This window comes from Actinomyces naeslundii (assembly GCF_001956585.1).
Lineage (GTDB): Bacteria > Actinomycetota > Actinomycetes > Actinomycetales > Actinomycetaceae > Actinomyces > Actinomyces naeslundii.
The window spans coordinates 23,834-50,786 of sequence record NZ_MSRR01000017.1 but is presented as its reverse complement, the minus strand read 5'-3'; the positions used below and the strand labels follow the sequence as shown (position 1 = coordinate 50,786).

Below are 26,953 nucleotides of genomic sequence, written 5' to 3'. Positions count from 1 at the left end.
TGGTGGAGACCATGAGAACGCCGCTGTTCTTCAAGGCCTGGTAGAAGCTCTCGAAGAAGATGCTGATGACCCCGAAGGATGCGACCAGCATGAGCAGGGGGACATACCGCCAGCCCTCCGAGAACTCAGCCTGGAGCATCAGTCGGGAGATCGGTCGGTTCAGGGCGATGACCAGCCCGGCGGCCGACAGGGTCGCCAGGGAGTAGCCCCTCATCACGGCGCCGAAGAACGCGCCCCGATCGGGAGAGCCGATCTCACGGGCCGTCGAGTACTGCCATGCCTGCTGGAACACGGAGGCGACAATATTGACCAGCGCGGGCATCTTGCTCGCCGCCGTGAACAGCCCCGCAGCCACGACACCGCTGTGCCATAGGACCACGTACCGTCCTGAGACGCTGACGAACCACCATGACAGCAGGTTGGGCACGAGCGGCAGGCTGTAGACAAGCATCCGGCGCAGCAGCACCCGATCAGCCCGGAAGGGCACCAGCAGCCGGTACTCGGCCGACCCCAGGAACGCGGCGAGGCCGCCCACGAGGTAGCCGATGGTGAAGGACCACAGGTAACCGTCGACACCCAAGTGCGCGCGAAATAGGAGTAGGTAGGTGGCAATGACCATGGCCAGCGCGTTGATGAGGCCGTAGGCCACGAAGCGGCGCACGTGGCCCAGCCCACGGGCAAGCTGGGTCGTGGCCTTGAAGACGCACACCGAGCAGAACAACACGAAGAAGGACACCACATGCCCCATGCCCCACACAGCACTAGCCAGAGAGCACAGCACCCCAGTGCACACGATGCCGCTACCCAGAACCAGCAGGGAGTTAGCGAAGAGCTCATCCTTGGGAACGTCATCATCGATCGAGAAACGATAGAGGGCCTCGACCACCCCCAGGGAGAGCAGCGGCAGCACGATCTCAATGGCACTGTTGAGCAGCTCAGCCGTCCCGTACTCACCAGCCGTCAAGGCAGTCGTGTACAACGGCATGAGCACCAGGGAGACCGCCTTAACCGCCAGACCCCCCAAGGCGAACACCAAGGTATTGCCCAACAGGAATGCGATACGGCTCTTGTGGTTCGCCAACACCGAGCTGCGCCTTCCACGTCTGGTGGAGTCGTGCTCCTCCTGCCGGCAGCCGCCACTCAGATCACTGGGACCGGTTCTACCCGAACGCGCAGAATGGACAGACTCCATCACGGGGCCCCTTTCTCAAAGACGGTTCGGTAGGGAAACAGGTGGTACCAGTCGGGGCGGTACAGGAAGAAGATCGTGGTAGCCGCGAAGGCGATGACGACGAGCAGGGCGCTGACGTAGGAGCGTTCAGGTCTCTGGCCCCGCACGGCGATATTCGCCAGACCGACGACGAAGGGCAGGGTCAGGTACATCTCGAGACGATCAACGAGGTTGAAGCCCAGTGACACCGTCACCATGGCGATGTCCGCTACCGCCAGGGCCAGGAGGTTGCGGGTGCGTCCGGAGGGGTCGGTCTCCACTGCGGCGTTCCAGCCGCAGGTCGCAGCCAGAAGCATGATGAGGACGCGCACAGCGATAAGGAGAACAGTTGCCGACCTCACTCCGCCGTCGGCATAGTCGGTGTTGAGGTAGTGACCGTAATAGGCGGAGGAAGCCGCAAGGGAGTTCATCACCCAGCTCAGCGAGAACATGCTGGCACCGATGAGCGTTCCCCACTTGAGCCAGTCCCCGAAGGTGCTCAGTCTCATGACTGGTACGAGGTAGACGATGAGCAGCAGCACCGCGCTCGTATGGAACTGGGTTGCGAGTGCAATGAGCAGGAGGTAGCGCAGCAGCCTGCGCTCCATGAGCGCAGGGACGGCCAGCAGGAAGATCGCCACCGCGACGCCCTGCCGAGCGAAAAGCATGAAGTCGTAGAAGACGGACATGCCGAAGGCGAAGAGCACCGCCAAGGAGTAGCTGGCGGCATACCGCTTGATGAAAAGCAAGGCCGAGCCGTAGACGAACACCGAGATGATGAGCAGCAGAACGTTGAAGCTCTGCGTGACCCTACTGACCAAGTAGTTGAGGAGAACATAGCCGTACTCGAAGCGGCTGACGGTGAAGGCCTCCTGGAGGGATGTAGTCGCCTTGATCGCCTCGAAGACGCGATGGTACTCGACCGTGTCGTTGCCAACACTCACGGCTCGCAACGAGGAGAAGGCCACGAAGGCGACGAAGGCAACCCCTAGGAGCACCGGTGAGCCGCGACGGCCGGCGCGACCTCGCAGCCCCAGCAGAGCTGCGGGCAGGAGAAGGGTGGCGAATAGCGCGAAGTGAATCCACATGCTCGGGCATCACCATTCCGCCAGCGCCTGGTACCGGTGTGCGAGCCGGTCGGCCTCGTGGGTGATATCGAAGCCCGCGGTGCGTGTCATCTCCTCACCCTGCGCCCTGAGACCCAGGTCTCTGCCCCGCTCGAGGGCCTGGCTGACGTGGTGAGCCCACTGGCTCGCCGGCTTCTCAAGCGAAAGGAACGTGGCCTCCCCGATCGCGACCTCGTCGGTCACCTCCTTGGAGCACACAAGCGGTAACCCAGCGCACTGCGCCTCGACTCCTACCATCGGCAGACCTTCGTAGAGGGAGGGCAGGAGGAACATGTCCATGGCCTGGTAGAGGGCTGCGACGTCCCCCCTGTCCCCCAGGAACAGGACGCGATCCGTCAGACCGCGCTCAGCCACGATCTCCTCGATGCCCGGTCGTAGAGGGCCGTCGCCAATGAGCATAAGACGCGCCTCGGGACTCAAACGCGCCAGCTCGGTGTAGACGTCGATGAGGAAGCGGTGGTTCTTCTGCTCGCTGAAGCGACCAACGTGGCCGACAACCGGTGCATCGCCCAGCCCCAGCCGGGCTCGCACGTCCGCACGCACCGGCTCCTTGAACCGGTAGGTCTCAACATCGATCGCGTTGGGCACCTCCTCGTATCTGCCACGACCGAAGAGGAAGTCGCCGGCCGCCCGAGAGCAGGCCAGGCGAACATCTGAGTAGGCACCGATGTTGCGGCAGACCAGCCAGTTGCGCACGCTTCGCAGACGGGAGTCGGAGTAGGCGGTCGCGTGAGAGTGCACGGCGAAGGATTGAACCCCGTGGCGATGCGCCACAGGGTAGAGAAAGCGCGACAGGATGGGGTCGTGGAGGTGTGCCACGGGGTACTGTCCCGCGTGCTCGCCCAGCAGCTGCGCCAGGGCTGATCGGATGTGTCCGATGCTGCCTCCGGCGTTGATGATGTAGCAGCGCCCTCCCAGCGACTCGATCTCCGCACGGTTGGTCTCGTCAGGCGTGGCGAAGCAGAAGAAGTCGAAGACGACCTGGGAGCGGTCCATGTGCCTGAAGTAGTTCATGAGCACGCTCATGACTCCGGAGCGCCGAGAGATCGATGAGTTGATCTGCAGGACTCTCAGGGGTCCGCCCTCGGTGTCCCGCGGAGCCGTTGACTGTTTCTGACTCACTGGCAGTCTCCCTCCATTGGCCCCGGCCCGGCCGGGGAACTGACTGTTTTGTGAATGCATGTCCTCATTTCACCTTGAGGGTCTTGATGAGGACCCACACGCCGATGTGGAAGACGGAGCGGGGGACGCTGAGGTGCTCGATGTCGCGGTAGAGCGTCCAGTGGTACTTGACCAGGCTCCGCTTATTCGCCGACACAGACCCCGAGCGAAGCCGGTACCTCATGAGGACCACCGGCATACCCCAGATGTAGCGCTCGGTGCGAAGCATGCGCAGCCACAGGGCGTCGTCGTTGCGCTTCCTGATGTTGGGCACCTCGAACTTCCCCAGGCGCGCCACGTCGTACATGACAGTCGAGTTGCCGACCGGGCAGTCCAGAAGCAGCCGGTTGTAACTGGTCCTAGCCGGACTGCGCACGATCTTGCCGGTGGGCGCGCCCTGCTCGTCGATCTGGGCGTAGGCGGTGCAGGACATGGCCACGCCGCGCGAGGTCATGAAATCGATCTGGCGCCTGAGCTTGTCGGGATGCCACAGGTCGTCGGAGTCGAGGAAGGCCATGTAGCGTCCCTGCGCCAGCTCCATGGCTCGGTTGCGAGCCATGGCGGCACCGCTATTGGTCTCCAGGCGCACGTAGTGGATGCGTGGGTCGTTCTCGGCCAAGGCCGCCACCACCTCGGCGGTGTCGTCGGTCGAGCAGTCGTCCACGACGAGCAGCTCCCAGTGGGAGTGGGTCTGCGCCTGAACCGAGGCAATGGTCTCACCGATGAAGGCGCCGCAGTTGTATGTCGGCATGATGATCGACACCAGCTCAGAATCCGGTTCACGGCCTCGCTCTGCGCCTGCTGTCATGGCTGCTCCTTACGTGTCGTCGTTTCACGTCTCATGTGGCGACCGCCAAGATCGTCCGAAAAGCGATCCGCAGGTCCCGTCCGATGCTGAAGTCCCGGACATCGCGCAGGTTGAGGCGCATCTTGGCCGGCAGGACCTGCGTGACGTAGGCGTCCTGGCCCGGCGGAGCGGCCGCCAGGATCTGGGCCTCGTCCTTGAACTCGATGGAGGCCGTGGAGGTGACTCCCGCCGGCAGCAGCAAGGTGGCCCGCATCTGCGGGGTGTACTGACGGACGTAGTCGGGTACCTCCGGCCTGGTACCCACGAAGCTCATGGTGCCGCGCAGGATGTCGATGAGCTGGCTGATCTCATCGAGGCGGTACCGGCGAAGGACGGCACCGACCCGGGTGATCCGAGGGTCGTCCCCCCGGGTGATCTGGTCGCCCGGGGCAACAGGCCGGTACGTCATGGTGCGGAACTTGACGATCCGGAACTCGCGCCCGAACTGGGTGACCCGTCGCTGTCGGAAGAACACGGGCCCGGGAGAGTCCAGCTTGATGAGGAGCGCCAGGATGACGAACAGCCACCCCAGGAGCACGAACAGAACCGTCGCTCCGACGACGTCGAGCAGACGCTTGAGCCGCAGCTGCAGTCCGCGACGGGACAGCGCCTCGTAGTAGGGGCGCACCTCCTCAGTCTGCAGGGTGGGGGGCAGGTCCTCCCAGGGAGGCATCCTCACGATCGGCCCACTGCCGCGAGCGCCTCGAGAGCGCAGCTGATGACGTAGTCGACCTGCTCATCGCTCAAGGAGGTGTGCAGCGGCAGCGACACCTCGCTGGCGTACAGGTTGAAGGCCCGCGGGTAGTCCTCAATGGCATAACCGAGGTCCCGGTAGGCGGTCAGCAGGGGCAGCGGCTTGTAGTGGACGTTGCAGGCCACATCCGCACTCGCCATGCGCTCGATGAACGCGTTGCGCCCGTCCTCGTCCAGGCCCGGCAGGTTCGCCAGGTAGAGGTGCCCGGAGGAGACGATCCCGTCCTCGTAGTGCCGCAGCGACGTGATGCCCGCCGGGGCCAGGGCCTGGTCGTAACGGGTGATGATCTGGCGCCGGCGCTCCAGCATGGAGTCGTAGCGGGACATCTGCGCCAGACCGATCGCGGCGCACACGTCGGTCATGTTGCACTTGTAGGCGGGGCTGACGACGTCGTACTCCCAGGACCCCAGACGGGTCTTGGACAGGGCGTCCTTGCTCTGCCCGTGAAGGGACAGCAGCATGTACTGGCGGTAGAGATCCTCGTCCAGCCCCAGCTCCGGCCTCCAGGTGACCGCGCCACCCTCTGCGGTGGTCAGGTTCTTCACGGCATGGAAGCTGAAGGTCGTGAAGTCGGCGGCGCTGCCCGAGGGCGTGCCGTCACGCCGGGCACCGAAGCTGTGGGCGCCGTCGGCGACCAGGGCGATACGTCCCAGTGCCTCCTGAACCGGGCCGCTCGCGGCAAAGAGGTGGCGCCGGCTGTCGACGACCTCGCGCAGCCCCGCGTAGTCGCACATGCGTCCACCGATGTCGACCGGGATGACGGCCTTGGTCCGCGGTGTGATGGCCCCTGCCAGGACGCTGGGGTCCAGCCCGTAACCGCCGTCGGCCTCACCGGCGTCGACCAGGACCGGGGTGGCGCCGACGTGCACGACCGGGGAGGCCGAGGCCGTGTAGGTGTATGCGGGAACGATCACCTCGTCTCCGGGACCGATGCCGAGCACCCGCAGGGTCAGCTCCAGCGAGGCCGTTGCGGAGTTCAGACAGACGGCTCGGCTGGTGCCGCAGCGTTCAGCGACCCGTTTCTCCAGGCTCTTCGTCCGGGGTCCCGTGGTGATCCAGCCCGATTGCAGCGCATCCAGGACTTCCTGGCACTCGGTATCGGTGATGTCTGGGGGTGAGAAATCGACGCGCATCAGCCAGCCTTCCTCATCGTCGACGACGTATTTGAACCGTGGTCAAAGCGCGGCTGGTAGGTGGGCACCGCGCGAGCGAGCTCCCGTTTGATCTCGTCATTCCCTTCGGGAAGACAGTCCTTCAACCGAGCGATCTTGTCCTCCACCTCCTGCAGCGTGGGCGGCGGCGCCGTGGAGACGAGGATGGACTTGTTCTCGGTGGGGTGCAGGTCCTCGCCGTCCATCTGCAGCTCCTCGTACAGCTTCTCGCCCGGTCGCAACCCGGTGAACGTCACCTCGACGTCACGTCCGACCCGTAGGCCTGAGAGCTTGATGAGGTTGACGGCAAGGTCGTAGATCCGTACGGGCCGTCCCATCTCCAGGATGAAGATCTCTCCGGCGCGAGACATCGAGCCTGCGGTGATGACCAGCTGGGCAGCCTCCGGGATCGTCATGAAGTAGCGGGTCATCTCCCTGTCTGTCACGGTCAGTGGCCCGCCTGCCCGCAGCTGCCGCTTGAACAGCGGAATGACTGAGCCATGACTGCCGAGCACATTGCCGAAGCGCACGGCGGCGAAGACGGTGGTGCGACTGGTACCGGCCAGGGCCTGAACCTCCAGCTCGCACAGCCTCTTGGTCGCCCCCATCACATTGGTGGGGTTCACGGCCTTGTCGGTGGAGACCAGGATGAAGTGGCTGCAGCCGAACTCCTCAGACAGACGGCACACCATCCAGGTGCCCAGCACGTTGTTCTCCACCGCCTCGCGGGCGTTGTCCTCCATGAGGGGGACGTGCTTGTGCGCCGCCGCGTGGAAGACGACCTTGGGCCGGTAGGCCTCGAAGCAGTCTCGGACGACCCGCTCATTGGTCACTGAGCCGATGACGACCGACAGGGACACTCCCTGCTCGGCTGCCCTGGACTGCATCTCGTGGAGCAGCTCGTAGGCCGTGTTCTCATAGACATCGAAGATGACGATCTGGCGTGGTTGGGCCTCGATGAGCTGACGGACGAGCTCGGAGCCGATGGATCCACCTCCGCCGGTCACCAGAACGACCTCTCCGCGCACGTAGCCCATGCTCATGGTGTCGAAGGCGACCTCATCGCGGCTGAGCAGCTCGGAGATCTCCACCTCCCGCAGGGCGATCCTTCCATCGTCCTGCTGGGCCAGGTCCCGCACGTTCGGGAGGGTCAGTATTCTCAGCCCCGTCTTCAGGCAGATGGCCAGGATGCGCTGGCGCTCGGAGGCCAGAGCCGAGGGACAGGCGAGCACGATCTGCTCGGCCCTGCACTGCTCGGCGATTCGGGGGATGTCCTCGCAGGAGCCGTGGACCTTGACACCGTGGACGTGGCGACCGTGCTTGGTCACGTCGTCGTCGACCAGGGCCACCGGCTCACCGCACATGTCCTCATCGCACAGATGCATGCGCTTAATGGTCAGCGAACCGGTCTGTCCCGCTCCGACGATGAGTGTGCGGGGCCGGATGTCGTGCGCTCCCGCTCGAGCGCTGCGTTGCACCTGACTGCTCCACAGGGCTCGCACGGCCAGACGAGCCCCGGCGGCCATGATGGCGAGCAGCGCCCAGGCCATGACGTAGGAGCGCACCGACAGCCCACCGTCGAAGGCCAGGGAGAACAGCAGATCCCCGCACGCCGAGCCGACGATGGTCGCGTAGAGGATCCGCAGTGCCTCGGTCATCGAGGCGTAGCGCCACAGGCTGTTGTACATCTTGAAGGCGGCGAAGACCCCGACGTTGACAACTGCGAGAACGCCGATGGCCAACAGGCCACCGGTCGCCCCCGTGGCCGTCGCCCACTTCGTGGTCCCCCACGCAGCGCAGTACAGGGCCAGATAGGTGGCCAGGACGTCGACGACCATCAGGGCGATGGGCTCGATCCGGCACACGGGCAGGTTCACCCACGCCGGTCCACGAGCGGGTTGCTGCACGGGCCCGGATCCGACCGACGAAGGTGCGCCGGAGAAGGCCAGCGCCTCCTGTCCCTCGGCTGCGCGTGGCGGCAGCAGCTCCGAGTCCGGCTCCCGGTTCCCGGCGCCCTCGTCGGGACGGCTTGTCGCACCGGAGGAGTACTGACGCGTTTCAGCCATGGGTCGTCACACTCCACTGTGCCAGCCGACGGGTAAGGGACATACCGCCTGTGAGTGAGGAACTCTGATCAAGCGATGCGCACCGGCAGGAGCGACAGAATTCAAATGTCATCAGGGTTTCAATCTGCGGATGGGCGAACAGCACTAACTGATTCGCTGGACGGACGGAGAATACGACTGCAATCACCGAAGCAGGCAACAACAGATCAACAACATGTCGGCCGATACCATTCAGCCGACACGAGTACTTGCCGTTTTTTACGGCTCCGCATCAATCTAACACCAGATGCCACCGATTGGAAGATTATGACGTGATTCTGCCGTAATCATCGTTTATTGACAGAACCAACGTCGTACAATGATGTGGAACCACAAATCGACCCCCATTGATTGCTTGAACCGACAAGAAATACCATGAGAGGCCACCGAGATCTCATCACTGATCAGATGCCTGCAAAGCGATGAAATAACAATTTCATAAACATCTTGTCAGCGTCACCACGCTCTCGACACGCACCAAAAAGCCTAGACAGGCACACTCTCAGCGGAGACGACACCGCTCCGCAGGCTCTTGCGCTTCCCTCCGAGCTCCGACACGTTGTTGAGCACCACTCCAAGCATGCGCCCACCTCCCTGCTCGATCGCCAAGGCCGCCTCATGCAGGTCCTCCGCGCTGGTACGACCAGCACGCGCCACGAGAATGACGCCTCCGGCACGAGCTGCCAGGACCACTCCGTCAGTGAATCGGAGGACTGGCGGAGCATCAATGATCACCAGCCGGTCTGCTGCCAGCTCACGCAGCAGATCGCGCATCATGGGGGCACCCAGCAGCTCGGAGGGATTCGCCGGCATTCGGCCTGCGGGCAGGAGCTCCAAGCCCTCCACCGACCCCTTGACCAGAGCCTCACCAAGGTACGCCGAACCCGTCAGAACGTCTGCGAGCCCAGGACTGCCCTGAAGTCCAGCCGTACCGGGTGCGCGCAGATCCCCTCCGACCAGGACAACCCTATGCCCGGACAGAGCCAGGACCCGCGCCAGGCTGGCAGCGGTGACCGAGGTCCCCTCCTGCGGACCTGCGGAGGTGACAACAACGACTCGCCGGCCACCCTGAGACAACGCATGGAGCACATTGGTACGGGCTACGCGCAGCTGTTCCTCCATCTTGAGCTCCGCCCCTCGACTCAGCCACCGCAGCGACGGAACCCGAGGCAGGGCACCGAGCAACGGCACCGACAACGCCTCACGAACCTCCTCCGGCCCCCTGAGGCTCTTGTCGAGCAGCTCCTGAACGAGGATCCAGACATAGCCCAGGACCAGCCCGGCCAGCAGCCCCACCGCCACACAGGTCACCAGGGCCGGAGACCGAGTCGCACTGACCAGCTCAGCGGAGGACAGCAGGACGATCTCCACGGGCGAGTCCTCCCCCTCCAGGTCCTTGATCTCGGCGGAGGCCTGACGAACAACCTCGTCAGCCAGAACCTGAGCCCGGTGCGATGAGTAGGCAGTGGCAGAGACCTGCACCGACACCGTCTCAGGAACTCTCGTCGCAGAGACGGAGGAGGCGAACTCCTCCGCCGTCTCATCCAGCTTGAGCGAGTCCACGACGCGCTGAGCGACCGCAGCCGAGGTGAAGACGGGGACCACGGCGTCGGCCTTCATTGCGGCGAGCTGTGCCGCATTGTACTGAGACAGCGTGCTCTGCGCCGGATCTCCCGCCACTTTTACGCGCAGATAGGCTTGGGAAGTCGCCGTATAGGTGCTTGGCGAGGCGAAAGCGAACAGCATTGATGCCAGAACGCACACAATAAGCGCCAATACCAGGGATCCAATACGCCGACGGGTCAGGTGAAGAAGGTCCTCGAGCGTCATCTACGTACCACCGGATAATAGTCAGGACTGACAGAGCAGGACACTCATCAATGCGGTTGACTAATGAAGACGTGCCCTAATTTACGCCAAAGACAGTAACACACCTGAGGCCGCAACACGCAAGCATCCGGTCGATTTAATGAGGAAGCACTCAGGATATCAACGAGTTTTTGAATGTTTCTTCCCATTGGAGCGAATTTATTTCGTAGGAAGTCTACGAATAGCCTTCTCCACCCTCTTATCCCGTCACAGCATGACGCCCTTAAAGGACTTCTTCTCCGGCAGGACGATTCGGTCTCCGAAAACGCGATCGTAACGCGAAGGAGCGAAGTCAGACAGTCCATCGGCGTCCGTGAAGGTGATCTCGCCGAAGTAGACGTTTCCATCCACCTCGTAGAAGTCGATGCGCGCACAGGCGAAGCCCTTTCCGAGCTCGCCGGCCAGGGAGAGCATGGTCTCCAGGCCTGCCGGTGCCGGGACGTCAGGAGCCCGGTCAGCTTCACACGTGTACTCGAAGGGCGCTCGAGTCCAGTCGGGTAGGTAGGTACCCCGCAGCGCGCGCCCCGGAGGCCGGTCCACGGTGAAGACGAACTGGACGACGCCGTCGAACACCATGAACTTGTAGTCACGCAGCCCTCCTGAGTCGTCACGCAGGAAGGGCTCGCACACGATGCGTGGCTCGCAGTACTCGTAGTGCAGCTCGAAGCCGCCCTTCATCGCCTGACGCAGGCCAAGCCAGTTCCTCAGGCACTGACGAGCCCCCGCCACATCGAGAGCCTTCTTGTCAGGCACGAGGATGTTCCAGCCAGAGCCGTGCGTGGCCTTGAGAACGAAGCTGTCCGGGAGGGACTCGAAGTCGATCTCATCGGGTGAGTCCCACACACCCAGCAGAGGAACGAGGTACCTCTCACCCACCGTGTCGGCAACCCACTGGCGCACCAGGAACTTGTCCGCCAGGCGCCCCTTGACCGGGGTGGAGTCGTAGAGCTTGAGCCAGTGGATCTTCTCCGTCATGGTACGAGGCTCCTCCACGTGGCAGGGGCGGCACTTGAACAGCCAGTACCAGTGCTTGAGCGCAGAACGGTAGTGATCCGGCGACAACCGGCAGTTATGGCGGTAGATCACCTGCTTCAACCAGTTTTGAACCGGTGGGGCGAAGACGATCTCCGCAGTGCCTCTGACACTCATTGCCAAAACCTCTTAATTAGGGTGCCGGCAGCCCCACCCAGGGTTGAGGTCACGCGTAACGCCTCTCAGGCCACCGTCTCGGCGGCCTGACAAGCACCGGCTAGGGAGATGAGAGAGGCGGTCCCGGGGAGCAGGAGCGCCATTGCCCGACCAGGCCCTGGTGGCCGAGCAACGACTTTATCCTGCATCACACCGGATGTATTTGTAAAGTAATCGACTGGGCGTGTTGGATCAGGCCTCGCCCGTCTCTGCAGCCTTCGCGGTGACCTTCTCGACGGTGGCGGTGGGTTCCTTGGCAGCCGGGTCCGCCACGACGGAGGCGTCCACGCAACCGACCTCCCGCTTGATGAGGTCCAGATGGGCACCGGTCCAGGCGCCCTTGTCCTGCGGAACCCTCAGCTCCAGACGGATCCGGTCCCCCACGTGCAGGCCGGCGGCCTTGCGCTCATCCTGAACCAGGCGCACCAGGTCACGGGCCCAGCCCTCGGCCTCCAGGGCATCGTCGAGAGCGGTGTCCAGGACCACGAAGGCTCCCGAGGGCAGCATGGTGGCGGCCAGGGAGTCGTCGTCGACCTCGATGCGGGTGGTCAGGGTAAAGGTGGAGTCCTCCGCCTCCAGCACCACCGGGGCACCATCGAGCAGGACGTCGTCGAAGCGCACGTCCCCGTCCTCGGTGAGCTCCCACTGGCCCGCCTTGACGGCGGCGAAGAGCTTGGAGGTGAGCTTGCGGACCTCGGGGCTGAAGGCGCGCGGGTTGAGGGACAGGTCCGCCCGGGCCTCGTAGCCGGCGGACTCGGCGTCCAGGACCCGGACCTCCTTGACGTTGACCTCCTCGGCCACGAGCTCGCGGAAGGGGGCCAGCCCGGCAGGGTCGGCCGTGGCGACGGTCAGGCTGCGCAGCGGCTGGCGCACGCGCAGCTTCTCGGCCTTGCGCAGGCTCAGGGCCGCTGAGACCGCCGCGCGGGCCTCGTCCATGGCCGAGACGAGCTCGGCGTTGGCGACGTGCGCGGGCAGCACCGGCCAGTCGGTCAGGTGCACGGAGCGTCCACCGGTCAGCCCCCGCCAGATCTCCTCGCTCACCAGCGGCGCCAGCGGCGCCATGACCTCGGTGAGCACGCGCAGCACCGTGGCCAGGGTGTCGAAGGCGGCCGTCTCGCCGTCGGTGAAGCGCTGACGCGAGGTGCGCAGGTACCAGTTGGTGAGCACGTCGAGGAAGTCGCGGATCGTGGCGCAGGCCCCGGTGATGTCGTAGCCGTCCATCTGGGCGGCCACCGTCTCAGCCAGGTCCTTGGTGCGGGCCAGGACGTAGCGGTCCATGACGTGCAGGCCGCCCCGCTTGGCGAACAGGCTCGCGTCGTCGAGGTCGACGCCGTCGGTGACGTAGCCGGTCTCGCCCACCTGGCCCGCGTAGAGGGCGAAGAAGTACCAGGTGTTCCACAGCGGCAGCACCACCTGGCGCACCGTGTCGCGGATGGCCTTGTCGGTGACCACGAGGTTGCCCCCACGCATGACCGGTGCCGAGAGCAGGAACCAGCGCATGGCGTCGGCCCCGTCGCGGTCGAAGACCATGGAGACGTCCGGGTAGTTGCGCAGCGACTTGCTCATCTTCGCCCCGTCGTTGCCCAGGAGGATGCCGTGGGAGACGCAAGAGGTGAAGGCGGGCCGGTCGAACAGGGCCGTGGCCAGGACGTGGAGGGTATAGAACCAGCCGCGGGTCTGGCCGATGTACTCCACGATGAAGTCACCCGGGTAGTGCGACTCGAACCACTCGACGTTCTCGAAGGGGTAGTGCACCTGGGCGAAGGGCATCGACCCAGACTCGAACCAGCAGTCCAGGACGTCGGGGATGCGGCGCATCATCGACTTGCCCGTGGGGTCGTCGGGGTTGGGACGCACGAGGGTGTCGATGAAGGGCCGGTGCAGGTCGGTGACCTCGACGCCGAAGTCGCGCTCGAGCTCGGCGTAGGAGCCGTAGACGTCGGTGCGCGGGTAGTCGGGGTTGTCGCTGACCCACACCGGGATGGGGGCGCCCCAGAACCGGTTGCGGGAGATCGACCAGTCACGAGCACCCGCTAGCCACTTGCCGAAGATGCCGTCCTTGATGTGACCGGGGTACCAGTCGATGTCCTGGTTGAGTTCGACCATCCGGTCGCGGATCGCCGAGACGCGCACGAACCAGGAGGAGACCGCCTTGTAGATGAGCGGCTTGCGGCAGCGCCAGCAGTGCGGGTAGGAGTGCACGTAGGAGGCCTGGCGCACCAGGACGGCGCGCTGGCTCTCGTCGCGGCGGGCCAGCGGGCCGGTGCTGTCGCGCAGGTCTGCCACGATGGGCTTGTTGGCCTCGAAGACCTGCAGCCCGGTGTAGTCACTCACCTCCTCGGTCAGGCAGCCGCCGTCATCAACGGGGACGACGGTCTCGATACCGGCCTCGGTGCAGGCGATCATGTCGTCCTCACCGAAGGCCGAGGCCATGTGGACCAGGCCGGTTCCGTCGGAGGTGGTGACGAAGTCGGCGGCGATGATCGTCCAGGCCTTCGGTCCGGGAGCGGCTCCCTCGGCCCGGTGGGCGGCGTCGTCGAAGTAGTCGAAGATCGGGTGGTAGCGCCGCCCCACCAGGTCCGCCCCGGTGCAGGTGGCCAGCACCTGCGGCTCCTCGCCGAGCTCGCGGGCATAGGCGCCCAGGAGGTCACGCGCCATGACGACGTCCTGACCGGCGACCGGCGAGTCGAGGTCCTCATCGACGTGGACGGTCACGTACTCGACGTCGGGCCCCACGGCGATGGCAACGTTGGAGGGCAGCGTCCAGGGCGTGGTGGTCCAGATGAGGACCAGCTCGGGGCGCTCGGCACCCTCACGCAGGGGCTCCTCCAGGCGCAGGCCCACCGTGACCGTGTTGTCCTGCCGGTCCTGGTAGACGTCGTCATCCATCTTGAGCTCGTGGTTGCTCAAAGGGGTGCGGTCGTGCCAGCAGTAGGGCAGGACGCGGTAGCCCTGGTAGGCCAGCCCCTTGTCCCACAGCTGCTTGAAGGCCCACAGCACCGACTCCATGTAGTCGGGGTCGAGGGTCTTGTAGTCGTTGTCGAAGTCGACCCAGCGGGCCTGGCGGGTGACGTAGTCCTCCCACTCCTTGGTATAGCGCAGGACGGAGCTGCGACACTCCTCGTTGAACTTCTCGATGCCGATGCCGCCGGGGCGAGTGATCTCGGTGACGTCGTCGATGCCGAGCAGGCGCTGGGCCTCGAGCTCGGCGGGCAGGCCGTGGGTGTCCCAGCCGAAGCGGCGCTCGACGCGCTTGCCGCGCTGGGTCTGGTAGCGCCCGACGGCGTCCTTGACGTATCCGGTCAGCAGGTGGCCGTAGTGGGGCAGACCGTTGGCGAAGGGCGGGCCGTCGTAGAAGACGAACTCGTCGCAGGGCTCGCCGCGGTTGTCGATGGAGGCCTGGAAGGTGCCGTCGGCCTTCCAATAGGCCAGGACGTCCTCCTCGATGGCGGGGAAGGAGGGCGAGGGGTCGATCTGCTCCCCCGGCCGGTGCAGGGGGTAGAAGGCGGCGCCGGTCGGCTCGCTGCCGCCGGCGGTGGTGCTGTCAGCCATCTTCTCAGCCATCGCGGTGTGCTCTCGTCTCACTCGTTCCTACCGCCTCGGGCGGGTGCCCGGGGCCTGACGAGGACGACGTCGGCTCCCGGTCGGGCCTGGTGCCCGGCTGGTGCCGCACCGCGGTACCACCTCGCTTGCCGTGCTGCGCGCCCCGACCGGGACGGTTCGCACGACCGCTTCGTTTTCAGCTGTGACGGGCTGTCCCGTCCGGTTCTACTGAGGGCCGACGGCGCTGGTGCGCCGGGGTCCGGTTCTTCCGGAGGCTCGCCGGTGATGGCCGGGTCTGTGCCTTTGCTCCGGGGAGTGTAGTGGGCCGCATGCATCCGGGGCCAGTTCGCACCCTGCCTCGGCGACGTCGTCCTCCCCACACCCGGCGGTGGAATAGCGGCCAGGTGCCCTCCTGCCCGGCCCCGACCCCGGCCCCAGCGACCGCAACCGAATCTGCACACACCAACAAGAACTTCAGGGACGACACGAATACGCGTCGTCCCTGAAGAAAATGTTGATCTGTGGCGGTGGTACTGCTGGTCACCGGCTCGGATCCGCTCGGTCTAGCCGGCTGCGTTGAGCTCCTCGACGGCCTCCTCAGGCAGGCTGAAGCGGGTGGCCTCGACCGCCTCAGTAAGCTGGGCGACGCTGCTGACGCCCACGATCGGGGTGATAACCGGCTGCTGGGCGTTGAGGAGGGCCAGGACGACCTGACTCGGCTTCATGGCCAGTCTGTCCGACCAGGTGCGCAGCGCCGTCAGCCGGTTGTGGGTCCCCGGGTGCACGTAGGCCTCGGGGAGCGGGCGCTCCGGGTGCTCATAGGCACCGGTGAGCAGCGGCGTGTAGGCCCACAGGTCCAGCCCGCAGCGCTCGGCGAGGTCCTTGCTCTCGATGGTCATCATCCCGTGAGGATGGTCCTCCCCCTCAACCGGGATGTCCGGCCTCGGGTGGAGATACGACTCCCGCAGCTGCAGAGCGCTGAATCCGGCCGAGCCTCGCTGCTGGGCGTACACGTTGGCTGCGGCGGCGTACCAGGCCGGGTGGTTGGACAGCCCGATCCGTACAGTCAGCCCTTGCTCAACCAGGTCGCCGAAGATCTCGGCGACATCGGCGACCGACTGCTCCCGATCCTCCATATGGGCCCAGTACATATCGATGCGCTCCGTCTGCAGGCGCTGCAGGCTGTCCCGAATGGCTCGGTTGACAGTGTCCCTACCAAGGCCCTCCACGGCGTCTGGGAAACCGTGGGGGCGGGTCGGCTCCGCACCGGCCTTGGTACTGATCCTCACCTGGCCGCGCACACCGCGATCAGCGAGCCACTGGCCGATGACGATCTCACTCTGGCCCCCGAGGCCGGTCTCGGATCCCCAGAAGGCGTAGCAGTTCGCGGTGTCGATCCACTGGCCGCCCAGATCCAGGTAGGCGTCAAGGATCTCTCGGGACTGGGTGGCGGACAGGCGGGTTCCGAAGTGCATGGTGCCCAGCGCCATGCGGGGGTGTGCGTCAGTCATCGGGGTGCTCCCTTCCGGGTCATCAGGGTGAGCGGTGCGAGACGTGCCAGCGACCGTAACCGATTCCGCAGGCACCAACAAGAGCTTCAGGGACGACACGAATACGTGTCGTCCCTGAAGAAGATGCTGATCTTGACCGTGGCTCTCAGCTCTCCGAGCTCGGGGTGGCGTCCTGCTGCTGGAGGACCCCGGAGGAGGAGCCGGAGCCGCCCTTCTGGTTGCCATCACCCGATCCGGATCCACCGGAAGCGTCGCCGTTGGGCGTGGTCCGGCCGGCTCCACCGGAGCCTCCTCCCGGACCGCCCTGCCCACCGGGGCCGCCCTGCCCACCGGGACCACCACCGGGCATCTGGCCTCCGGGACCGCCCTGTCCACCAGGACCACCCTGGCCGTTTCCGGACTCGCGCTGAGCGTGATGACCACTGGCGTCACTGCCGTGGTCCAGCAGTGAGTGAGTGCCCCATCCGGCCCCGAACGAGCCCGCCAGCAGCGCCACCCCGGCAGCCCCTACGACGGCGCGGCGGCGGTACCAGGGACCACGAGCCTTGGCTCGGGCCTTCTTGGCGCTGTCAGAGGCGGAACCAGCCACGCCGATGGTTGCGGCGTTCTGAGCATCCGGGGAGGCCCACGCACCTGCCAGCCTCGTGTCGGCAGTGCTGCTGGCGGCAGCGGCTGCCCGAACCGCGCTGGCCGTCGCGGCGGGGGCTGTCTGGTTGCCGCGGGCGTCGTTGCGCTCACTGCGCCTGTCCGCGCCTGACGCGGCGTCCACAACGGCGTCCACCGCTACGTCCGGCGCCACGGCCTCGACGGGATGGCCATCGGCCGCACCTTGCGAGAGAGCCTGAGCGTCATCGTCGGTGCCGGTCTGGGTGGGCAGGCTCTCCGTGGCCGCGTCACGCTGGGAGGATTGGGCCTTGTCGTCACCGGAGGAGACGTGCTTGGTCATGGGGGTCCTTTCAGTCTGGTTCCCGGCCCGGCCGGGGCTGGAGCAGACGCTAGGGCCCCGTACTGTGCCCGCAGCAGGTCAGACCTGTGGACCGCCTGTGTCAGGCAATCCGCTCACAGTCCATGAGCCGAGCACCAGTGGACGACCAGTCCTGGGACAAGCCCGGATCCCTTACTGCTTCCGGGCCACCAGCGTGTTGGAGGCCTGGGCCCGCGGCCGCACCACCATGGAGTCGATGTTGACGTGGGCGGGCAGCTCCAGCGTCCAGGCGATGCAGGCGGCGACGTCGTCGGCGCTGAGCGGCTCGGCCACGCCGGCGTACACCTTCGCAGCTGCCTCGGAGTCACCGTGGAGACGGTTGAGGGAGAACTCCTCGGTGGCCACCATGCCGGGCGCGATCTCGATGACACGCACCGGCTCACCCACCAGCTCCAGGCGCAGCGTGTTCGCGATGATCCGCTCGGCGTGCTTGGCGGCCACGTAACCGCCACCGCCGGGGTAGGTGTCGTGGGCGGCCGTGGAGGTGAGGAAGACCAGGTCGCCGCCCCGCTCGCGCATGCCGGGCAGGAAGGCCTGGCTCACGCGCAGGGCCGCCAGGACGTTGCGCTCGTACATGGTGGCCCACTCCTGGGCGCTGCCCTCAGCAACCGGATCCACTCCCAGCGCACCGCCGGCGTTATTGACGACCGCGTCGACCGGGCCACCGTCGAGCACCTCTCGGGCCAGACGCTCAACGTCGCCCGGCACCTGAAGGTCGGCGGCCACCCAGGTGCAGCCGGTCTCGTCGGCCAGCGTCCCAAGGCGCTCCACCCGCCGGGCGGTGGCCACGACCTCCCAGCCGTGGGAGCGCAGGAGCCGGACGGTAGCGGCGCCGATACCCGTGGAGGCCCCGGTCACGAGGGCGCGGCGGACCGGGGAAGAGCTGCTGGTGACGTCATGCTGGTTCTCGCTCACCGTTCCACGATACGTCCTCGTCACGCTCACCTGGCACAATCGGCCCCGATTCGGCTGCCCCCGGTCCGTCCGAACCGCACAACCCGGTACCCCATCGGAAGGCACCCCGTGAACGCCGTCATCCTTGCCGTCCTGGTCATGCTCGTCCTGGCGATGCTGCGCGTCCATGTGGTGCTCTCGCTGTTCGTCGGCGCACTCGTGGGAGGTCTGACCGCCGGCCTGGGAATCAGCGAGACGATGGTGGCCTTCCAGGACGGGCTGGCCGCCGGGGCCAAGATCGCCCTGTCCTACGCGCTGCTGGGGGCCTTCGCCATGGCAGTGGCGCACTCTGGCCTGCCCCAGCTGCTGGCGAACTGGCTCATCGCCAGGATCGAGACCGAGGACGGTTCCACCTCCAAGCGGGCCGTGCGCATGACGACCATGCTGCTGCTGGGCGGCCTGACGGCCATGGCAGTCATGAGTCAGAACCTCATCCCGGTTCACATCGCCTTCATTCCGCTCGTGGTTCCGCCGCTGCTCATCGTCATGAGCCGACTGCAGCTGGACCGCCGAGCGGTGACCTGCGCGATCACCTTCGGGCTGGTCACCACCTACATGTTTCTGCCGCTGGGCTTCGGACGGGTCTTCCTCCACGACATCCTCTACGCCAACATCAAGGACGCCGGCCTGGACGTCTCCCACATCTCAGCCACCCACGCCATGGGGATCCCGGCGCTGGGCATGGTTGTGGGCCTGCTCATCGCCGTGTTCGTCACCTACCGCAAGCCCCGTACCTACCGGATCGATACCGGCAGTGACACCAGCTCGGGCGAGGAGATCTCCGGTCCCGCCGAGATCGACCGCCGCAAGGTGGCGATCGCACTGATCGCCGTCCTCGCCTGCTTCGCGGTCCAGACCGTTCTGACCTGGACGGAGTCCAAGGCCGATCCGCTCCTGGTCGGGGCGCTCATGGGCCTGCTGCTGTTCATGGCCACACGGGTCGTCACCATTGCCGAGGCCGACGACGTCTTCACCGGCGGCATGCGGATGATGGCCCTCATCGGGCTCATCATGATCACGGCCCAGGGCTTCGCCAATGTCCTCAAGGAGACCAAGCAGATCGAGCCGCTGGTGAAGTCGGCGACCTCCATGTTCGCCGGCTCCAAGCCCGCGGCCGCCTTCGTCATGCTGCTCGTGGGCCTCATCGTGACCATGGGAATCGGCTCGTCCTTCTCCACCCTGCCGATCATCTCGGCGATCTACGTGCCGCTGTGCCTGTCCCTGGGCTTCTCGCCGGTTGCCACGGTCTCCCTCATCGGGACCGCGGGAGCGCTGGGGGACGCCGGCTCACCGGCGTCGGACTCCACGCTGGGCCCCACGGCGGGTCTCAACGCCGACGGACAGCACGACCACATGCGCGACTCAGTCATCCCGACCTTCCTCCACTTCAACATCCCCCTGCTCATCGCCGGGTGGATCGCCGCCATGGTGCTCTGAGACCGGTCGGCGGCAGCGGGAGCCCTCACCACGAACCGACCGACTCCCCGGAAGTCACTCCTCCCGGCGCACCGGCGCGGTACCGTGATGGCCTCACATCACAGACGAGCAGGAGGCCTTCATGCGTATCGGGTTCATCGGTGCCGGCAACATGGTCAGCGCGATCGTGCGAGGGGCGGTGGCCGCGGGAACGCCGGCCGGGCACCTCCTGCTCACCAGCAAGCACGGCTCCGCCGAGCGCCTGGCCGACCAGGTCGGTGCGGTCCACGTGCCCGACGCAGCAGACCTGGTCTCGCGCAGTGACGTCCTCATCCTGGGCCTCAAGCCCTACGTCATTCCCAGCGTCCTGACCCGCCTGTCCGAGGCCATCGGCCGCAGCAAGCCCCTGGTGGTCTCCATCGCGGCCGGTCTGACGCTCGAGCGCCTGGAGTCGCTGCTGCCGGCAGGCACCCGGGTGGTGCGCACCATGCCGAACATGGCGGCGGCCGTGGGCGAGTCGATGACGGCGCTGGCCCCGGGGCGCAACGCCAGCGCTCACGACCTGGAGACGGTACGCACCCTCATGGAGTCCATCGGTCGCACCGTCATCCTGGAGGAGAAGGACTTCTCCGCCTTCATCGGCCTGGCGGGATCCTCCCCCGCCCTGGTGTGCGCCTTCGTCGACGCCTTGGCGCGCGCCGGCGTCATGGGGGGCATCCCCAAGGCCCTGGCCGTCCAGATCGTGGCCCAGGCGGTACTGGGGACCGCCCGTACCGTGCAGACCGAGGCCCAGCGCACCGCCGAGGGCGGACACGGCCGCACTCCGGCCGACCTCATCGACGCTGTCTGCTCCCCCGGCGGTACGTCAGTGGCTGGGATGGTGGCCCTGGAGCGCGCAGGTTTCTCCGACGCCGTCGTACGCGCCTTCGAGGCCATCGTCGAACGAGATCGCGAGCTGGGCGCGTAGCCGCGAGCGCGAGCCGGCAGGTCACGCCCCGCTCCCGACCATTCCCGCCCTTCCCGCCCCCGGACGAGTACATGTCTCGTGTAGGGACACCCTGTTTCCGCTTCCCTACGCGGAAAAGTTCACCCTTGGCAACGACGTCGTGACTGGAAGCACATATCGTTCTTGCTTGCTGTCAGATAAACCCGTCGCTATTGTTTCGGCCATGACCTTCTCTCACGCAGTTCTTCTCAGCGGTGCTTATCCCGCTGACATTCTGCGTGCTCACGCGGTCATGTGTTGTCGGGCCTGACCAGCGCCTGACACCACGGGGACTTCAAACCCCGCAACGAGGTATCCGGCGCAATGAAGCGTCCGGAAGGCCCCGTTGAGACGGCTGACGCCAACCGAACGGCTCTGCAGGCTCTGTATGAAGCAGCGCACCAGGCCGCCCCGGACGCTCCTCATGTGCCAATGACACACCACCGTCATGGAGGAGCAATGACCACCACCGTCACGCCACCTGTCCGCACCGTGCGCCCGCCGCGCAAGGCCCGGTCGAACGGCCAGTGGGCCCTCGACGGGCGCGAGCCGCTCAATGACAACGAGGCCTTCAAGCAGGACGGGGCTCCGCTGGCGGTACGCGACCGGATCATGAACATCTACGGCCCAGGCGGCTACGAGACCATCGCACCCGACGACCTCAACGGCCGTTTCCGCTGGTGGGGTCTGTACACCCAGCGCAAGCAGGGAATCGACGGCGGCCGCACGGCCCGGCTGGATGCCTCCGAGCTCTCCGACCGCTACTTCCTGCAGCGGGTGCGTCTGGACGGTGGGAGCCTGAGCCGCGAGCAGCTTCGCGTACTGGGCTCGGTCTCCAACGACTTCGCCCGCGGCACCGCCGACATCACCGATCGCCAGAACATCCAGCTCCACTGGGTGGAGATCGGCAGCGTGCCCGAGCTGTGGCAGCGCCTGGAGTCGGTGGGGCTGACCACCATCGAGGGCTGCGGGGACACGCCCCGGGGGTTCCTGGTCTCCCCGGTGGCCGGCATCGCCAAGGACGAGGTCATCGATCCGACCCCGCTGGCACGGGCCATCAAGGACACCTACCTGGGAGACCCGGAGCTGGCCAATCTGCCCCGCAAGTTCAAGACCGCCATCACCGGCTCCCCCAGCCTCGACATCCTTCACGAGATCAACGACATCTCCTTCGTCGGCGTCAACCACCCCGAGCTCGGTCCCGGCTACGACCTGTGGGTGGCCGGCGCCCTGTCCACCGCCCCACGTCTGGGCCAGCGGCTGGGGGCCTTCGTCACGCCGGAGGATGCCCTCGACGTCTGGTACGGCGTCATCCGTATCTTCCGCGACTACGGCTACCGTCGCCTGCGCAACAAGGCCCGACTGAAGTTCCTCATGGCCGAGTGGGGGCCGGAGAGGTTCCGCCAGGTCCTCCAGGACGACTACCTGGGACGCGCCCTGCCCGATGGCCCGGCACCTGAGGAGCCGAGCGGGGACTCCGACCACATCGGCGTCCATGAGCAGAAGGACGGCCGCTTCTGGGTGGGGGCCAAGCCACCCGTCGGCCGGTTGAGCGGTGACGTCCTGCTGGGCCTGGCCGACCTGGCCAGCCGGGTCGGCTCGGACCGGGTGCGCACCACCCCGCTGCAGAACCTGCTGCTCCTGGACGTGCCGGCTGACAGGGTCGACGACGCCGTCGCGGGCCTGCGAGAGCTGGGGCTCGATCCCGATCCGGGTGCTTTCACCCGCTCGACCCTGGCCTGCACCGGGCTGGAGTTCTGCAAGTTCGCGATCGTGGAGACCAAAAGGCTGGCGGCGCGCGTATCGGCCGAGCTCGACGCGCGCCTGGCCGACACCGACCTCGAGCGGCGCATCACCCTGACCGTCAACGGCTGCCCGAACTCCTGCGCCCGCATCCAGATCGCGGACATCGGCCTCAAGGGCCAGATCATCACGGTCGACGGCGAGCAGGTGCCCGGCTTCCAGGTGCACCTGGGCGGTGGGCTGGCCACCGACGGACGCGCCGAGGCCGGCCTGGGCCGTACGGTGCGGGGTCTCAAGGTTCCCGCCTCCGGCCTGACCGACTACGTCGAGCGCCTGGTGCGCCGCTACCTGGACCAGCGCGTCCCCGAGGAGACCTTCGCCCAGTGGGCGCACCGAGCCGATGAGGAGGCCCTGCAGTGAGCGCCGTAACCGCTGAGAGTGCCCGGGTGCCCCTGGGCCCGCCACACCGCGATCCTGCTGCCGCCTCGAAGTCGCAGGGCGCAGGCAGGGCTCCGCTGAGATCCACGGAGGAGCTGCGCGCCCTGGCGGAGGCCGGCGCGCGCGAGCTCGGCGACGACGCCCCGGCACTCGACGTCGTCCAGTGGGCGGCCCAGAACTTCCCCGGCACGCTGGCCGTGGCCTGCTCCATGGCCGACGCCGTCCTGCCGCACGTGGTCTCCCGGGTCCTGCCCGGCGTCGACGTCCTCTTCCTGGACACCGGCTACCACTTCGCGGAGACCATGGGCACCCGCGACGCGGTGGCCGCCACCATGGACGTCACCGTCGTCGACGTGGTTCCCGAACTGAGCGTGGCTGAGCAGGATGAGCGCTACGGACCGGACCTGTGGTCGCGCGACCCGGCCGCCTGCTGCCGTCTGCGCAAGGTCGAGCCGCTTGCCCGGGCCCTGAGCGGCTACGAGGCCTGGGCCACCGGGGTGCGCCGCGAGGACGCCCCCACCCGCACCCGCACGCCGCTGATCGGATGGGACTTCACCCACGAGATCGTCAAGATCAACCCCCTGGCCGCCTGGAGCATGGATGACCTGACGGGCTACGCCGACCAGCACGGTGTGCTCATCAATCCTCTCCTGTACGACGGGTACCCCTCGATCGGCTGCGCCCCGTGCACAGCGCGAGTCAAACCCGGAGACGATCCCCGTTCCGGCCGCTGGGCCGGATTCACCAAGACAGAATGCGGAATCCACCTATGAGCATCACCCTGACCCACACCCAGCCCGCCCCGGCCCCCTCCCCTGACCCCGTTCAGGCGCTGGGCCCCGGACCATCCGACCTCGCCGACCTTTACGAGGCCCCCACGGCTGCCGAGGCCCTGGGAATCCTTGACGTCCTGGAGGCCGAGGCCATCCTCGTCATCCGGGAGATCGCCGCCGAGTGCCGTCGCCCCGTCCTGCTGTTCTCCGGGGGCAAGGACTCCGTAGTCATGCTGCACCTTGCGCGCAAGGCCTTCTGGCCCGCTCCGATCCCCTTCCCCGTTCTGCACGTGGACACCGGCCACAACTTCCCCGAGGTGCTGGCCTACCGTGACCAGACGGTCGAGGACCTCGGTCTGCGGCTCGTGGTGGCCCGCGTCCAGGACTACATCGACGACGGCCGTCTGCGCGAGCGCACCGACGGCACCCGCAACCCGCTTCAGACGATCCCGCTTCTCGACGCCATCGAGGAGGGCGGCTTCGACGGCGTCTTCGGCGGCGGACGCCGCGACGAGGAGAAGGCCCGGGCCAAGGAGCGCATCGTCTCCCTGCGCGACGAGTTCGGCCAGTGGGACCCACGCAACCAGCGCCCCGAGCTGTGGAACCTGCTCAATCCCCGTCACCGTCCCGGGGAGCACGTGCGGGTCTTCCCCTTGAGCAACTGGACCGAGCTGGATGTGTGGCGCTACATCGAGCGTGAGGACATCGCACTGCCCGACCTCTACTACGCCCATGAGCGCGAGGTCTTCCTGCGTGACGGGATGTGGCTGGCAGCCGGCGGCGTCAACTCGCTGCGTGCCGGCGAGCAGGTGGTCACTCGCACGGTGCGATACCGCACCGTGGGCGACATGTCCTGCACCGGCGCCGTCGAGTCCGCCGCCGCCACCAACCACGACATCGTTCTGGAGGTCGCCGCCTCCACCCTGACCGAGCGGGGAGCCACCCGCGCCGATGACCGCCTGAGCGAGGCGGCCATGGAGGACCGCAAGAAGGAGGGCTACTTCTGATGAGCACCCCCACCCTCACCGATATCCCCGCCGAGGCCGAGGTGCGCGCCGCCGCCAGCGGTTCGCTGCTGCGACTGGCCACCGCCGGCAGCGTCGACGACGGCAAGTCCACGCTCGTGGGCCGCCTGCTGTTCGACTCCAAGTCCGTCCTGCGGGACCAGCTGGCCGCCGTCGAGCGAGTCAGCCTGGACAGGGGGCTGACCAGCGCCGATCTCGCACTGCTGACCGACGGTCTGCGGGCCGAGCGGGAGCAGGGCATCACGATCGACGTCGCCTACCGCTACTTCGCCACCCCGCAGCGCTCCTTCATCCTGGCCGACTGCCCCGGGCACGTGCAGTACACCCGCAACACGGTCACCGGCTGCTCCACGGCCGACGTCGTCGTGCTGCTGGTGGACGCCCGCAACGGGGTCCTGGAGCAGACGCGCCGCCACCTGGCGGTCGCCGCCCTCCTGCGGGTCCCGCACGTCATCGTCGCGGTCAACAAGATCGACCTGGTGGACTTCTCCGCCGAGGTCTACGCGACCATCGAGGCCGATATCCGCGCCGTGGCCGCGGAGCTGGGCGTGGCCAAGATCCATGTCCTGCCGACCTCCGCGCTCCTGGGCGACAACATCGTCGAGGCCTCGGCCAGCACGCCCTTCTACGAGGGGCCGACCCTGCTGGGGCTTCTGGAGTCCCTGCCCACCGCCCGCGATGAGGGTGCTTTCCGCCTCCCGGTCCAGCTGGTCATCCGTCCCCAGGGTGCGGCGCCGACGTCCGAGCTGCGCGACTACCGGGGCTATGCCGGACAGATCACCTCGGGCACGGTGCGCGTCGGCGACCCCGTGGTGGTCCTGCCGTCGGGCAGGCGCTCGCACGTGGCCGGCATCGATCTGGGTGAACGCAGCCTGGAGGAGGCCGTCGAGGGTCAGTCGGTGACGGTTCGTCTGGCCGACGACGTCGACGTGGCCCGCGGCGACACCTTGGCCGCGGCGGGCGACGCGCCCCAGGTGCTCACCGAGGTCGCCGCCCGCGTGTCCTGGCTGAGCGAGGATCCCCTGCGCCCCCGGGCGCGGGTGCTGCTCAAGCACGGCGCCCAGACGGTCCAGGCGATCGTGCGCGCCATTGAGGGCCGCCTCGACCTGGACGACCTGACCACGGTGCCGGCGGACGCCCTGGAGCTCAACGACATCGGCCTGGTGCGGCTGCGTCTGGCCTCGCCGGTGCCGTTGGCCGACTACTCGGTCTCCCGGTCCGACGGCGCCTTCCTCCTCATCGACGCCCACGAGGGCGGCACACTCGGGGCGGGCATGGTGCAGCTGGCGGGCGCAGGCAGCGGCGAGCCGGCTGCGGCCGCCTCCTCAGGCAGGGGCTGAGGCATGACCCACGAGATCTCTCCACATGCGCCCATCGGCTCCACAGGCGGCTGGGTGGCACTGGTGGGTGGTGGCCCGGGTAGTAGCGGCCTCATCACCGCCCGCGGCCTGGAGCTGTTGGGCCAGGCGGACGTGGTCGTCGTCGACGCGCTGGCGCCCCGGGACCTCCTGGAGGGCCTTGGACCCGGCACCGAGGTCATCGACGCCTCCAAGCGGCGCGGCCGGCACGTTATGAGCCAGGAGGAGATCGATGCGCTCCTGGTCGACCTGGCCCGCCACGGCAAGGGGGTGGTCCGTCTCAAGGGCGGCGACCCCTACGTGCTCGGGCGCGGCGGGGAGGAGGCCGCCGCCTGCCGTGCGGCCGACGTGGCCGTCGAGGTCGTCCCGGGGATCACCAGCGCCATCGCCGTGCCCGCCGCGGCGGGGATCCCCGTCACCCACCGGGGGCTGTCGCGCGGCTTCTCGGTCATCACGGCTCATGCGGATCTCGGGGTGCTCCCCCAGCGCCGCGATCACACCCTCATCCTGCTCATGGGGGTCTCCCGACTGCGGGACTCGGTCGCCTCCCTGCTGGAGGCCGGCAGCGATCCGGCCACTCCGGCGGCGATCATCGAGCGCGGCTACCACCCCGACCAACGCGTGACCACCACCGAGCTGCGATGTCTGGCCGACGTCGCCGCCCGGTACGGCGTGACCGCCCCCGCGGTCATCGTCATCGGCGACGTCGTCACCCTGAGCCCGTACTGGGCTGACCGAGTCGTCGAGGAGACCCGGCCGGCGAGCCCCGCCGCGTGAGTCCACTCGGCGCATGCAGACCGAACGTCCTGG

General features: G+C 67.0%; 20 protein-coding genes. 7 read left to right on the top strand and 13 right to left on the bottom strand.

The genetic code is table 11. The annotated features are described in order from the left end of the window. The 13 genes from BKH33_RS08500 to BKH33_RS08435 form a co-directional block, all read right to left on the bottom strand. On the bottom strand, nucleotides 1–1,084 hold a 1,084-nt coding region (locus BKH33_RS08500; RefSeq protein WP_076142693.1), incomplete at its 3' end, for a lipopolysaccharide biosynthesis protein. A 107-nt stretch (nucleotides 1,085–1,191) separates the two neighbouring features. Next, entirely contained in the window at nucleotides 1,192–2,298 is a 1,107-nt protein-coding gene (locus BKH33_RS08495) for an EpsG family protein (RefSeq protein ID WP_003782588.1), read from the bottom strand. A 9-nt stretch (nucleotides 2,299–2,307) separates the two neighbouring features. After that, the gene (locus BKH33_RS08490; protein WP_043539217.1) at nucleotides 2,308–3,459 is read right to left on the bottom strand and encodes a glycosyltransferase; all 1,152 of its coding nucleotides are present in this window, start codon (nucleotides 3,457–3,459) and stop codon (nucleotides 2,308–2,310) included. A gap of 64 nt (nucleotides 3,460–3,523) precedes the next feature. After that, nucleotides 3,524–4,306, bottom strand: coding sequence for a glycosyltransferase family 2 protein (locus BKH33_RS08485; protein WP_003782591.1), 783 nt, complete (start codon nucleotides 4,304–4,306; stop codon nucleotides 3,524–3,526). A gap of 31 nt (nucleotides 4,307–4,337) precedes the next feature. Further along, nucleotides 4,338–5,018 (bottom strand): sugar transferase, encoded by a 681-nt coding sequence (locus BKH33_RS08480; RefSeq protein WP_003782577.1) that lies wholly within the window; start codon nucleotides 5,016–5,018, stop codon nucleotides 4,338–4,340. Between the two features lie 2 nt (nucleotides 5,019–5,020). Beyond that, a complete protein-coding gene (locus BKH33_RS08475; protein WP_003782565.1) occupies nucleotides 5,021–6,232 on the bottom strand; it encodes a DegT/DnrJ/EryC1/StrS family aminotransferase in 1,212 nt (403 codons plus the stop codon). Beyond that, nucleotides 6,232–8,316: a polysaccharide biosynthesis protein gene (locus tag BKH33_RS08470; RefSeq protein WP_003782561.1), complete on the bottom strand. Its 2,085-nt coding sequence runs from the start codon at nucleotides 8,314–8,316 to the stop codon at nucleotides 6,232–6,234. Before BKH33_RS08470 ends, BKH33_RS08475 begins: the two co-directional genes overlap by 1 nt. A 525-nt stretch (nucleotides 8,317–8,841) precedes the next feature. Next, nucleotides 8,842–9,975 carry a tyrosine-protein kinase domain-containing protein gene (locus tag BKH33_RS08465; RefSeq protein ID WP_232621495.1) on the bottom strand — a complete coding sequence of 378 codons (1,134 nt, stop codon included), beginning with the start codon at nucleotides 9,973–9,975 and terminating at the stop codon, nucleotides 8,842–8,844. A 456-nt stretch (nucleotides 9,976–10,431) separates the two neighbouring features. Then, on the bottom strand, nucleotides 10,432–11,373 hold the full coding sequence (locus BKH33_RS08460) for an ATP-grasp fold amidoligase family protein (protein ID WP_043539219.1): 942 nt from the start codon (nucleotides 11,371–11,373) through the stop codon (nucleotides 10,432–10,434). A gap of 231 nt (nucleotides 11,374–11,604) precedes the next feature. Beyond that, nucleotides 11,605–14,976: an isoleucine--tRNA ligase gene (gene ileS / locus BKH33_RS08455; RefSeq protein WP_043539222.1), complete on the bottom strand. Its 3,372-nt coding sequence runs from the start codon at nucleotides 14,974–14,976 to the stop codon at nucleotides 11,605–11,607. Between the two features lie 542 nt (nucleotides 14,977–15,518). Continuing rightward, a complete protein-coding gene (locus BKH33_RS08445; protein ID WP_003782586.1) occupies nucleotides 15,519–16,466 on the bottom strand; it encodes an aldo/keto reductase in 948 nt (315 codons plus the stop codon). Nucleotides 16,467–16,611: 145 nt separating this feature from the next. Beyond that, a complete protein-coding gene (locus BKH33_RS13810; RefSeq protein WP_076139456.1) occupies nucleotides 16,612–17,412 on the bottom strand; it encodes a hypothetical protein in 801 nt (266 codons plus the stop codon). Between the two features lie 171 nt (nucleotides 17,413–17,583). Next, a complete protein-coding gene (locus tag BKH33_RS08435) occupies nucleotides 17,584–18,366 on the bottom strand; it encodes an SDR family NAD(P)-dependent oxidoreductase (RefSeq protein ID WP_043539275.1) in 783 nt (260 codons plus the stop codon). A gap of 108 nt (nucleotides 18,367–18,474) precedes the next feature. Between BKH33_RS08435 and BKH33_RS08430 the strand changes: the two genes are divergently transcribed. From BKH33_RS08430 to cobA, 7 genes are all read left to right on the top strand, one after another. After that, nucleotides 18,475–19,842 carry a Na+/H+ antiporter family protein gene (locus tag BKH33_RS08430; RefSeq protein ID WP_043539277.1) on the top strand — a complete coding sequence of 456 codons (1,368 nt, stop codon included), beginning with the start codon at nucleotides 18,475–18,477 and terminating at the stop codon, nucleotides 19,840–19,842. A gap of 121 nt (nucleotides 19,843–19,963) precedes the next feature. Further along, on the top strand, nucleotides 19,964–20,788 hold the full coding sequence (gene proC, locus BKH33_RS08425) for a pyrroline-5-carboxylate reductase (protein ID WP_003782896.1): 825 nt from the start codon (nucleotides 19,964–19,966) through the stop codon (nucleotides 20,786–20,788). Between the two features lie 477 nt (nucleotides 20,789–21,265). Continuing rightward, the gene (locus tag BKH33_RS08420) at nucleotides 21,266–22,969 is read left to right on the top strand and encodes a nitrite/sulfite reductase (protein WP_003782905.1); all 1,704 of its coding nucleotides are present in this window, start codon (nucleotides 21,266–21,268) and stop codon (nucleotides 22,967–22,969) included. Next, complete coding sequence (locus BKH33_RS08415) at nucleotides 22,966–23,760, top strand: phosphoadenylyl-sulfate reductase (RefSeq protein WP_003782894.1); 795 nt, start codon at nucleotides 22,966–22,968, stop codon at nucleotides 23,758–23,760. The genes BKH33_RS08420 and BKH33_RS08415 overlap by 4 nt, the downstream gene beginning before the upstream one ends. Beyond that, nucleotides 23,757–24,767: a sulfate adenylyltransferase subunit CysD gene (gene cysD, locus BKH33_RS08410; protein ID WP_003782890.1), complete on the top strand. Its 1,011-nt coding sequence runs from the start codon at nucleotides 23,757–23,759 to the stop codon at nucleotides 24,765–24,767. Before BKH33_RS08415 ends, cysD begins: the two co-directional genes overlap by 4 nt. Next, on the top strand, nucleotides 24,767–26,125 hold the full coding sequence (locus BKH33_RS08405) for a sulfate adenylyltransferase subunit 1 (protein WP_003782907.1): 1,359 nt from the start codon (nucleotides 24,767–24,769) through the stop codon (nucleotides 26,123–26,125). The genes cysD and BKH33_RS08405 overlap by 1 nt, the downstream gene beginning before the upstream one ends. A 3-nt stretch (nucleotides 26,126–26,128) precedes the next feature. Next, the gene (gene cobA / locus BKH33_RS08400) at nucleotides 26,129–26,920 is read left to right on the top strand and encodes a uroporphyrinogen-III C-methyltransferase (RefSeq protein ID WP_003782909.1); all 792 of its coding nucleotides are present in this window, start codon (nucleotides 26,129–26,131) and stop codon (nucleotides 26,918–26,920) included. Nucleotides 26,921–26,953: the final 33 nt, after the last annotated feature.